The organism is Streptomyces sp. KR55 (assembly GCF_052245645.1).
Classification (GTDB): Bacteria; Actinomycetota; Actinomycetes; order Streptomycetales; family Streptomycetaceae; genus Streptomyces; species Streptomyces flavusporus.
Genome location: NZ_JBQQCE010000021.1, coordinates 29,811 through 39,720, shown reverse-complemented (window position 1 = coordinate 39,720; position 9,910 = coordinate 29,811). Strand labels below are relative to the sequence as shown.

Genomic DNA, 9,910 nt, shown 5'->3' with positions numbered 1-9,910 from the left:
CGTGTCCTTGCCGTCCTGGAAACGGCGGCTCCATCGCATGGCGAGCGGCTCGGTGTACCGCGCGGTGATCGGGCCGAGGACCACCAGGATGAGGACGTACGCCGTGGCCAGGGGACCCAGCGACGGTTCGATGCCGGCGGTGACCGCCAGCCCGGCGATCACGATCGAGAACTCACCGCGGGCCACCAGTGCTCCGCCCGTGCGCCAGCGGCCCCGCACGGAGATCCCGGCCCGCCGGGCCGCCCAGTAGCCGGTGGCGATCTTCGTGAGGGCGGTGACGGCGGCCAGCGCCAAGGCGGGCAGCAGGACGGGCGGGATGCTCGCCGGGTCGATGTGCAGCCCGAAGAAGACGAAGAAGACCGCGGCGAACAGGTCCCGCAACGGACTCAGCAGCGTGTGGGCGCCCTCCGCAACCTCCCCGGACAGCGCGATACCCACCAGGAACGCGCCCACCGCCGCGGACACCTGGAGCTGCTGGGCGACACCCGCGACGAGGATCGTCAGGCCCAGCACGACGAGCAGCAGCTTCTCCGGATCGTCGCTGGAGACGAACCGCGAGATGACCCGGCCGTAGCGCACGGCCGCAAACAGGACGAGCCCCGCCACACCCAGCGCGATCGCCAGCGTCACGCTGCCGGCCGCCAGCCCGGCCCCGGCCACCACCGCGGTGACGATGGGCAGGTACACGGCCATCGACAGGTCCTCCAGGACGAGGACACTGAGGATCACCGGTGTCTCCCGGTTGCCGATCCGGCCCAGCTCGCCGAGCACCTTGGCGATCACTCCGGACGACGAGATCCAGGTGACGCCCGCCAGCACCACGGCGGCCACCGGACCCCAGCCCAGCAGCAGAGCGGCGGCGGCACCCGGAAGGGCGTTGAGCGCGCAGTCGACGAGCCCGGCCGGATAGTGGGCCTTGAGGTTGGTGACGAGATCGCTGGCCGTGTACTCGAGACCGAGCATCAACAGCAGCAGGATGACGCCGATCTCGGCGCCGGTGGCGATGAACTCCTCACTCGCTCCGAGCGGCAGCAGTCCGCCCTCGCCGAAGGCCAGCCCGGCCAGCAGATAGAGCGGGATGGCGGAGAATCCCAGCCGGCCGGCCAGCCGCCCGAGCAGACCGAGGCCCAGGAGCAGGGAACCGAACTCGATCAACAGGATCGCGGAGTGCACCGGTTCACTCCCGCCCGAGTATCGCGGCGGCGGCCTCGACGCCCTCGCGGGTGCCGATGACGATGAGGATGTCTCCGCCCGCGAGCCGGAAGTCCGGCGTGGGGGACGGGATCGCGTCGGCGCGGCGCAGCACGGCCACGACGGACGCGCCGGTCTCGGTCCGCATCCGGGTGTCGCCCAGGACCCGCCCGTTCCAGTGGGAGGTCGCGCCCACCTCGATGCGCTCGCCACCAGGCCCAAGTCTGTTGTGTAGAGCAGGCTGGTGCTGTGGTGGGACGGCTGCAGCGCGTCGATCAGCGCGTCGGCCTCGGCGCCGGTGAGCCGAAGCGACTGGGCGCAGGAGTCGGGGTCGTCGGCCCGGTACATGTTCACCGACCGGGTGCCGTCGCGGTGGGCCACCACGGACAGGTGGCGGTGTTCCCGGGTCACCAGGTCGTACTGGACCCCGATCCCCGGCAGCGGCGTCGCCCTCAGGCGTGGAGCAGACACGTTTCTTCCCCTTGTTGATCGTTCCTGTGCTTCGCGGCTTGCCGGCCCCGGAACCCTGCGCCGAGCCGCCATGCCGTCATCCGCCCGTACGGTGGTGACATGGGTGTCAGCACGGATGGACGGGGTGGGCGAGGAGCGGAGAGGCTGGTCACGGCGGCGCCGTCGGCCGGGGCCGGGGAGCGGTCGGCCGGCGTTGCGTTGCCGGACATCATGACCGGGAGAGGAGTCACCAGAGGCGTGTCGCTGTTCTGGCGGATCTTCTCCCTGAACGCCGCCGGCCTGATCGTGGCCGCCGCCCTGCTGCTCGGCCCGGTCACCGTGTCGACCCCGGTGCTGCCGGGCGAGGCGCTGGTCGTCGTCGGCGGGTTCGCGGCGCTGCTGGCGGTCAACGCGGTCGTGCTGAGGGTCGGGCTGGCCCCGCTGGCCGGCCTGGGCCGTGCCATGGCCACGGCGGACCTGCTACGGCCGGGCACCCGGGCCGAGGTCGCCGGCCCCGCGGAGGCGGCGACGCTCATCACGACGTACAACACGATGCTCGACCGACTCGAGACCGAACGCGCCACCAGCGCCGCTCGCGCGCTGTCCGCCCAGGAGAGCGAACGCCACCGCATCGCCCGTGAACTCCACGACGAGGTCGGCCAGACCCTGACCGCCGTGCTCCTCCAGCTCAAGCGGCTCGCGGACGGGGCCCCCGACGAGCTGCGGGACGAAGTGGGCCACGCACAGGAGGCCACCCGCGCCGGTCTCGACGAGATCCGGCGTATCGCCCGCCGCCTGCGCCCCGGTGTCCTCGAGGAACTCGGCCTGGCCAGTGCCCTGCGCGCGCTCGCGACCGAGTTCACCGCGCACGGACTGACCGTGTGCCACGACGTCCACGGCGATCTCCCTCCGCTCCCCCCAGGAGACCGAACTGGTGGTCTACCGGGTCGCCCAGGAAAGCCTCACCAACACCGCCCGGCACTCGGGTGCCGACCGCGCCGAACTCCGGCTCGAGCCGGTCGCGGACGGTGTCGAGCTCCTCGTACGCGACAACGGCAACGGTCTCGGTGCGAGGCCGGAAAGAGCCGGAATCGGCGGGATGCGTGAGCGTGCGCTGCTGGTCGGCGCGGTGCTCACCCTCGAACCGGCGCCCGAGCAGGGCACCGACGTACGTCTGCGGATACCGCTCACGGCCGGGAGCCGCTGATGTCCTCCCCGATCCGCGTCCTGCTCGCCGACGACCACACGCTCGTACGCCGTGGGGTGCGCCTCATCCTGGACGGCGAACCGGATCTGACGGTCGTCGCCGAGGCGGGCGACGGCGCCGAGGCGGTCGCGCTCGCGCGCGCGGGCGAGGTGGACCTGGACGTCGCGATGCCCCGCATGACCGGTCTGCAAGCAGCCCGGGAACTTTCACGGCGACTGCCCGCCCTGCGCATCCTGATCCTCACGATGTACGACAACGAGCAGTACTTCTTCGAGGCCCTGCGGGCCGGGGCCTGCGGCTACGTCCTGAAGTCCGTCGCCGATCGCGACCTCGTCGACGCCTGCCGGGCGGCGATGCGCGACGAACCGTTCATCTACCCCGGCGCCGAGCGCGCCCTCGTCCGCTCCTACCTGGACCGGCTGCACCGGGGCGACGACCTGCCCGCGGGCCACCACCGAGCGCGAGGAGGAGATCCTCAAGCTCGTCGCCGAGGGCCACTCATCCAAGGAGATCGGCGAGCTGCTCTTCATCAGCGCGAAGACGGTCGAACGCCACCGCGCCAACCTCCTGCACAAACTCGGCATGCGCGACCGTCTGGAACTCACCCGCTATGCGATCCGCGCCGGGCTCGTCGAGCCGTGACCGCTTGAACGCGCCGGGGACGCCGTCCTCACCGGCACTCATGACAGTGCCGCATCGTCCGGCGGGAAGCCGTATCGCCCCAGCAGCCGGACGAAGCAGGCCGCGCTCAGCACCCGCAACTGCTCCAGCCCCGCTGCGGTGCGTTCGAAGCACACCACCTGCTCGTGTCCGCCCGGCCCGATCGGCTGCACCAGCCGGCCGCCCGGCCGCACCTGCGCGACCAGCGGCGCGGGCACCTCCGGGAACGCAGCCGACACGAGCACCGCGTCGTAGGGAGCGCGGTCCGGCACGCCGCCGCTACCGTCACCGACCCGCAGTTCCACGTTCCGTACGCCCTGGCGTGCGAGATTCGCGCGCGCCTGCGCGGCGATGTCGGGCCGCATCTCGATGCTGACCACGTCAGCGGCCAGCCGGGCGAGCAGCGCGGTCTGGAAGCCCAGACCGGTACCGACCTCGAGGACGTGTTCGCCCCCGCCCAGAGCAAGGCCCTCGATCATCATGGCGGACAGCGACGGCTGCGTGGTGACCTGTCCCTGCCCGATTGCAACGGGTACGTCCCGGTAGGAGGCGGCCACCTGACCGGGCGGGACGAATCCCGCCCGGGGCGTCGTTCGCACGGCCTCAAGCAGCCGCTCGTCCCTGATACCGGCGGCTCTGAGGGCTCGCACGAGGTCCTCGGGCTCCCTGGGGGCGGAGTTCACGGGCGGGTCACCACACCACCAGGCTAGGCGCCCCGACCGGTCAGTCGGTGAAGCGTTTGACGAAGGCGAGCGCGGTCTCGGCGACCTCACGCCAGCCGTTGTCGATGGTGAGGGCATGGCCGCGCCCGGGTGCGAGGGTGTCGACCTTCACCTCGGTCCACGGGTTGATGTTGGCGACGGCCGCCTGGAACAGCGGCTCGCCCGGCGCGGGTACGGCGAACCGCTCGTACAGCTCCTTGGCCTCCTCCTCGCTCACCGCGTTGGCGGAAGACCTCGGGGTGGGCGTTGGCCTCGGCCACGGTGTCGGGGTCGTCGGGCCAGCCGGGGGGCAGGGGCGCGTATCCGGCCTCTTCGAAGACCGCCGCCCAGCGGTCCCAACTGCTGGGCAGCAGCCGCAGACCGTGGACGAACACGACAGGGGTGCGGTCGCCCGCATTGATGCGCGCGATCCGCTCGAGGTCATTGCCTGTCGACATGGAGGGGCCCTCGCTCGGGAAGGGCGGCACGGGGCTCAGGCTGAGGTGCCAGTGCGCGCGGCGGCCTTGATCAGACCGGCCACCGCGCGCGTCCGCACGGTCGGTTCACGGCGGCGGAAGGGGCTCTCCCAGGACCGCCTACTCTTGAGGCATGACCAGCAGCAGCGACCGGAGCCCCGCAGTGGACGTTCAAGCACCCAAGAGCTACGAAATCCGCACCTACGGGTGCCAGATGAACGTCCATGATTCCGAGCGACTGGCCGGTCTGCTGGAGGACGCCGGCTATGTGCGCGCACCGGAGGGGGCGGACGGCGACGCGGACGTCGTCGTCTTCAACACCTGCGCCGTACGCGAGAACGCCGACAACCGGCTGTACGGCAACCTCGGCCACCTCGCGCCGAAGAAGGCCAAGCGGCCCGGCATGCAGATCGCGGTCGGCGGCTGTCTCGCGCAGAAGGACCGCGACACCATCGTGAAGCGGGCGCCCTGGGTGGACGTCGTCTTCGGCACGCACAACATCGGCAAGCTGCCGGTCCTGCTGGAACGCGCACGCGTCCAGGAAGAGGCGCAGGTCGAGATCGCCGAGTCGCTGGAAGCCTTTCCGTCGACGCTGCCGACGCGGCGCGAGAGCGCCTACGCGGCCTGGGTGTCGATCTCCGTCGGCTGCAACAACACCTGCACCTTCTGTATCGTCCCGGCGCTGCGCGGCAAGGAGAAGGACCGCCGCCCCGGCGACATCCTGGCCGAGGTCGAGGCGCTGGTCGCCGAGGGTGTCTCCGAGATCACGCTGCTCGGCCAGAACGTCAACGCGTACGGCTCCGACATCGGCGACCGAGAGGCCTTCAGCAAGCTGCTGCGGGCCTGCGGGAAAATCGAGGGCCTGGAGCGCGTCCGCTTCACCTCTCCGCACCCGCGCGACTTCACCGACGACGTCATCGCCGCCATGGCCGAGACGCCGAACGTGATGCCGCAGCTGCACATGCCGCTCCAGTCCGGCTCGGACACCGTCCTGAAGGCGATGCGCCGCTCCTACCGCCAGGAGCGCTACCTGGGGATCATCGAGAAGGTCCGCGCCGCCATCCCACACGCCGCGATCACCACCGACATCATCGTGGGCTTCCCCGGCGAGACCGAGGAGGACTTCGAGCAGACCCTGCACGTGGTGCGCGAGGCCCGCTTCGCCCAGGCGTTCACCTTCCAGTACTCCAAGCGCCCCGGCACCCCGGCCGCCGAGATGGACAACCAGATCCCCAAGGCGGTCGTCCAGGCGCGCTACGAACGTCTCGTCGCCCTCCAGGAGGAGATCTCCTGGGACGAGAACAAGAAGCAGGTCGGCCGCACCCTGGAGCTGATGGTCGCCGAGGGAGAGGGCCGCAAGGACGGCGCCACCCACCGCCTCTCCGGCCGCGCCCCCGACAACCGCCTGGTCCACTTCACCAAGCCGGAGCAGGAGGTACGCCCCGGCGACGTGGTCACCGTCGAGGTCACCTACGCCGCCCCGCACCACCTCCTCGCCGAGGGCCCCGTTCTCGACGTACGCCGCACGCGCGCGGGTGACGCCTGGGAGAAGCGGAACGCCGCTGAGGCGGCCAAGCCGGCCGGTGTGCTGCTCGGGCTGCCCAAGGTCGGGGTGCCCGCGCCGCTGCCGGTCGCCTCGGGCAGCGGCTGCGGCTGCGACTGACCGCGCACCTCGGCGGAGCAGGTCCCACGCGCGCGTGGGAGCCTCTTCGGAGCTACTCTGCCGATCATGCTTGTCGCCGCCGCAGTATGCCCCTGCCCGCCGCTCCTCGTGCCCGACATCGCCTCGGGTGCCGCACCCGAGCTGGGTGCCGCTCGTGCCGCGTGCACGGACGCCGTGGGGCTGCTCGCCGCCGCCCGGCCCGACCGGCTGGTGGTCGTCGGGCCCGAGCCGGCGGGCGGCGCCGAGTCGTACCTGACGTATCCGGAGGGCACCCGCGGCTCGTTCCGTGGCTTCGGCGTGGGACTCGACGTACGGCTGGGCCGGGAGAAGGCCGCCGACGCGGACGTGCAGCGTGAGCTTCCGCCGTCGCTCGCGGTCGCGGCATGGCTGCTGGAGCGGACCGGATGGTCGGACGCCCCGATCGAGGGACTCGGCGTGGGGGAACCGCTCGGGCCCGAGCGGTGTATCGATATCGGAAGGGACATCGCCGCGCGGGCCGAGCGGGTGGCCCTGCTGGTGATGGGCGACGCCAGCGCGTGCCGTTCGCTGAAGGCGCCGGGCTATCTCGATGAGCGGGCGGAGCCCTTCGACGCAGCGGTCGCGCGTGCGCTGAGGGCGGCGGACGTGGCGGCCCTCGAGGCGCTGGACGTGGGACTGGCGCGGCAGTTGAAGGCGTCGGGCCGGGCGCCCTGGCAGGTGCTCGCGGGCGCGGCCGAGGGCGCCGGGCTCGCGGGCGCGCTGCTGTACGAGGACGCGCCGTACGGGGTGGGGTACGTGGTGGCGGCCTGGTCGTAGGGGGCGTTCGGAAACGGCGAACGGCCGGGAGCGTTCTGCTCCGCGGCCGCTCGTCGTGTGCCGTGTGCCCTTCAGGAGACCGGCGGCGGCGGGCCTGGCGGTGTGGCGGGGCCTTCTCCCGTGTCGGTACGGTCCTTGTGCGCGAGTCGGTCCATGGCGCCCTTGGCCTTGTCGGTGCCCGTGTGGATCCTGTCGCTGTACTTGCCCTTGGTCCGCTCGTCGACGACCTTCGCGGCCTTGTCGATGCCGTGCTGGATCTTGTCCCCGTGCTGCTGTGCGAGATCAGAGACCTTGCCCTTGGCCGGGGTGAGCTTGGCCTTCAGATTGTCCAAGAGTCCCATGGTTCACCTTCCCTTGCGGGAACTCTACGTGTGGGCGCCCTTGTCGGCCTCGCTGTCGGCCGCCTTCCCCGCCGACTGCTGCTGGGGGATCCCGACCGCCTCCGGGCCGGTGCCGTCGCCCTCGTCCGTCGCCGTGGTCGTCTCCGTACCGGCCCCGGCTTCGGCCTCCGCCTCCGTCGTCCCCTTCGCTTCCCCAGCCTCATCCGCCTCGGACCCCGCCGACAGCGTGTCGGCCTGGGTCTCGGCGGTCGCCTCCTCCTCCTTGGTCTTCGACCTTCGGAGAAGTCGCGCAAAAACGCCCATATCAACTCCATACGTTACTCGTGCGGGCGAAATCCCGCGTAGCCCGGTGCGTCCGGTTGCATCGCCCCGGTCACCGCCTCTGTGTACTGGCGGCGAGAACCTCGCAACGGGCAACGACCCCGGACTCCCGCCGTCACGTAACTCGTTCGAGGGCGGGGCAGGAGGTTTGCGAGACTGGTGCAGTGAGTAGCGCACCCCCCACCCCCCGCGTCATCGCCGTCGTCGGACCGACCGCGGCAGGAAAGTCCGATCTGGGCATCCACCTAGCCCGGGAACTCGGTGGGGAGGTCGTCAACGCCGACTCCATGCAGCTCTACCGGGGGATGGACATCGGCACCGCCAAGCTGACGCCCGAAGAGCGGGCCGACATCCCGCACCACCTCCTGGACATCTGGGACGTGACCGTCACGGCCTCCGTCGCGGAGTACCAGCGGCTCGCCCGGCAGCGGATCGACGCACTGCTCGACCAGGGCCGCTGGCCGATCCTGGTCGGCGGGTCCGGCCTGTACGTCCGCGGGGCCGTCGACAACCTGGAGTTCCCCGGCACCGACCCCGAGGTCAGGGCCCTGCTGGAGGAGGAACTCGCGCTGCGCGGCTCCGGCGCGCTGCACGCCCGTCTCGCCGCCGCGGATCCCGAGGCCGCGCGCGCGATCCTGCCGAGCAACGGCCGTCGTATCGTCCGGGCGCTGGAAGTGATCGAGATCACCGGCAGGCCTTTCACCGCCAACCTCCCCGGCCACGACTCCGTCTACGACACCGTGCAGATCGGCGTCGACGTGGCGCGTCCCGAGCTGGACGAGCGCATCGCCCGCCGGGTCGACCGGATGTGGGAGGCGGGACTGGTCGAGGAAGTGCGCGCACTTGAGGCGCAGGGGTTGCGCCAAGGGCGTACGGCGTCGCGTGCGCTCGGCTACCAGCAGGTTCTCGCGGCGCTCGCCGGCGAGTGCACGCTGGACGAGGCACGGGCCGAGACCGTCCGTGCCACCAAGCGCTTCGCGCGCCGTCAGGATTCGTGGTTCAGACGGGATCCCCGGGTGCACTGGCTGAGTGGGGCTGCGGCGGATCTCACGGAACTTCCGCACCTCGCTCTGGCGTTGGTCGAACGACCGGTTACAGCCTGATCACGTGATGGCATCGGGACGCTCCGGCCGTCATCCGGGCCTCCGGCGCCGTGCCATCATCGAGCTTCGATCGACCAAGTGGAGTCCAAGTTGGGAGGGCGCGTGGCGATGGAGGCCGGCCCTCGCGACACCGCACAAGGCCCCGAGCGCGCCACCACCGAGCGTGGCGAACCGGAGCGGGACGCCGACGGCCGTCTGAGCCCCGACGGGCTCGACGAGACACCCGACGGCGTGACCGACGACGGCCCCGAGCCCGACGAGATGTTCGTCGGCGGACCCGAGGTCGAGGTCGAACTGCGCCCCCAGCGCCGACTGCGCCTGTGGCAGCTCGCCCCCATCGTGGGCCTGGCCGCGCTCGGCTCCCTGATGTTCGCGTTCCCGCTGGCCTTCGACTTCGGCGACAGCGGGGCCGTGATCGCCATGCTGGGGCTGCTGATCTGCTCCTGCGCGGCCGGCTGGGGCATGATGGCCGCGCGCAGGGTGGGCTACACCTGGCCGGGGCTGCCGCAGCGGGGATCGGACCGGCGCCCGGACTGGCGGGTGGTGCTGGCCTACATGATCGTGGTCGCCGCCGTGGTGGTGCTGGCCGTCTGGCGAGTGGCCCGGCTCCGCTGACCGGCTGGCTGGCACGTGACTGGGTGCGTTGCTCCGCTGATGGGCTGGGCCGCTGCGTGACTGCGTGCGTTGCTCCGCTGACGAGCTGCGCCACCGCGTAACCGACTGGGTCGCTCCGCTGACCAGTTGGCCTCCGCTTGGTCCCGTGGGTCGCTGCCGCTGACGAGCTGGGTTGCCGCGTGATCGCGTGGGTCGCTCCGCTGACCCGTTGGTTGCCCCGTGACCGCGTGGGTCGCTCCGTGACCACATGGCCGCGCGAGACGCGGCCCGCGCGATGTGACGTGGGCCGCGCGCCGTGGCCCGGGCCGCCCGGTGACCTGGGCCACGTGCCGTGACCGTCTGGCCCGCCCGTGATCCCCGGCTGTCGTACCCACCCCGTACGATCGA

Annotated in this window: 9 protein-coding genes and 3 pseudogenes; 6 read left to right on the top strand and 6 right to left on the bottom strand. The window is 71.6% G+C overall.

The annotated features are described in order from the left end of the window. Together ACTWQJ_RS05295 and ACTWQJ_RS05290 are read right to left on the bottom strand one after the other, a co-directional pair. The coding region (locus ACTWQJ_RS05295; protein ID WP_443305432.1) for a cation:proton antiporter at positions 1–1,173 on the bottom strand (1,173 nt) is incomplete at its 3' end. A 4-nt stretch (positions 1,174–1,177) separates the two neighbouring features. Beyond that, positions 1,178–1,647, bottom strand: a pseudogene (locus ACTWQJ_RS05290) (cation:proton antiporter regulatory subunit). Between the two features lie 252 nt (positions 1,648–1,899). Between ACTWQJ_RS05290 and ACTWQJ_RS05285 the strand changes: the two are divergent. Together ACTWQJ_RS05285 and ACTWQJ_RS05280 are read left to right on the top strand one after the other, a co-directional pair. Further along, positions 1,900–2,848: pseudogene (locus tag ACTWQJ_RS05285) on the top strand (sensor histidine kinase). Continuing rightward, positions 2,848–3,490: pseudogene (locus tag ACTWQJ_RS05280) on the top strand (response regulator). The pseudogenes ACTWQJ_RS05285 and ACTWQJ_RS05280 overlap by 1 nt, the downstream one beginning before the upstream one ends. A gap of 38 nt (positions 3,491–3,528) precedes the next feature. Here ACTWQJ_RS05280 and ACTWQJ_RS05275 read toward each other — a convergent pair. Then, the gene (locus tag ACTWQJ_RS05275; protein ID WP_443305431.1) at positions 3,529–4,191 is read right to left on the bottom strand and encodes a protein-L-isoaspartate O-methyltransferase family protein; all 663 of its coding nucleotides are present in this window, start codon (positions 4,189–4,191) and stop codon (positions 3,529–3,531) included. A gap of 40 nt (positions 4,192–4,231) precedes the next feature. Beyond that, the gene (locus tag ACTWQJ_RS05270) at positions 4,232–4,447 is read right to left on the bottom strand and encodes a hypothetical protein (RefSeq protein WP_443305430.1); all 216 of its coding nucleotides are present in this window, start codon (positions 4,445–4,447) and stop codon (positions 4,232–4,234) included. A gap of 371 nt (positions 4,448–4,818) precedes the next feature. On the opposite strand from ACTWQJ_RS05270, the gene miaB reads away from it, so the two are divergent. Both miaB and ACTWQJ_RS05260 read left to right on the top strand, forming a co-directional pair. After that, positions 4,819–6,348 (top strand): tRNA (N6-isopentenyl adenosine(37)-C2)-methylthiotransferase MiaB, encoded by a 1,530-nt coding sequence (gene miaB / locus ACTWQJ_RS05265; RefSeq protein ID WP_443305429.1) that lies wholly within the window; start codon positions 4,819–4,821, stop codon positions 6,346–6,348. 66 nt (positions 6,349–6,414) lie between these two features. Beyond that, positions 6,415–7,143: a class III extradiol dioxygenase subunit B-like domain-containing protein gene (locus tag ACTWQJ_RS05260; protein ID WP_443305428.1), complete on the top strand. Its 729-nt coding sequence runs from the start codon at positions 6,415–6,417 to the stop codon at positions 7,141–7,143. Positions 7,144–7,214: 71 nt separating this feature from the next. Here the strand turns inward: ACTWQJ_RS05260 and ACTWQJ_RS05255 are convergent, their stop codons facing one another. Beyond that, positions 7,215–7,484, bottom strand: a complete 270-nt coding sequence (locus ACTWQJ_RS05255; RefSeq protein WP_129801091.1) for an antitoxin — start codon at positions 7,482–7,484, stop codon at positions 7,215–7,217. A 24-nt stretch (positions 7,485–7,508) separates the two neighbouring features. Beyond that, on the bottom strand, positions 7,509–7,787 hold the full coding sequence (locus ACTWQJ_RS05250; protein WP_443305427.1) for a hypothetical protein: 279 nt from the start codon (positions 7,785–7,787) through the stop codon (positions 7,509–7,511). 182 nt (positions 7,788–7,969) lie between these two features. On the opposite strand from ACTWQJ_RS05250, the gene miaA reads away from it, so the two are divergent. Both miaA and ACTWQJ_RS05240 read left to right on the top strand, forming a co-directional pair. Beyond that, positions 7,970–8,908, top strand: coding sequence for a tRNA (adenosine(37)-N6)-dimethylallyltransferase MiaA (miaA, locus tag ACTWQJ_RS05245; RefSeq protein WP_443305426.1), 939 nt, complete (start codon positions 7,970–7,972; stop codon positions 8,906–8,908). Between the two features lie 108 nt (positions 8,909–9,016). Then, positions 9,017–9,523: a hypothetical protein gene (locus ACTWQJ_RS05240; RefSeq protein ID WP_443305434.1), complete on the top strand. Its 507-nt coding sequence runs from the start codon at positions 9,017–9,019 to the stop codon at positions 9,521–9,523. Positions 9,524–9,910 lie beyond the last annotated feature (387 nt).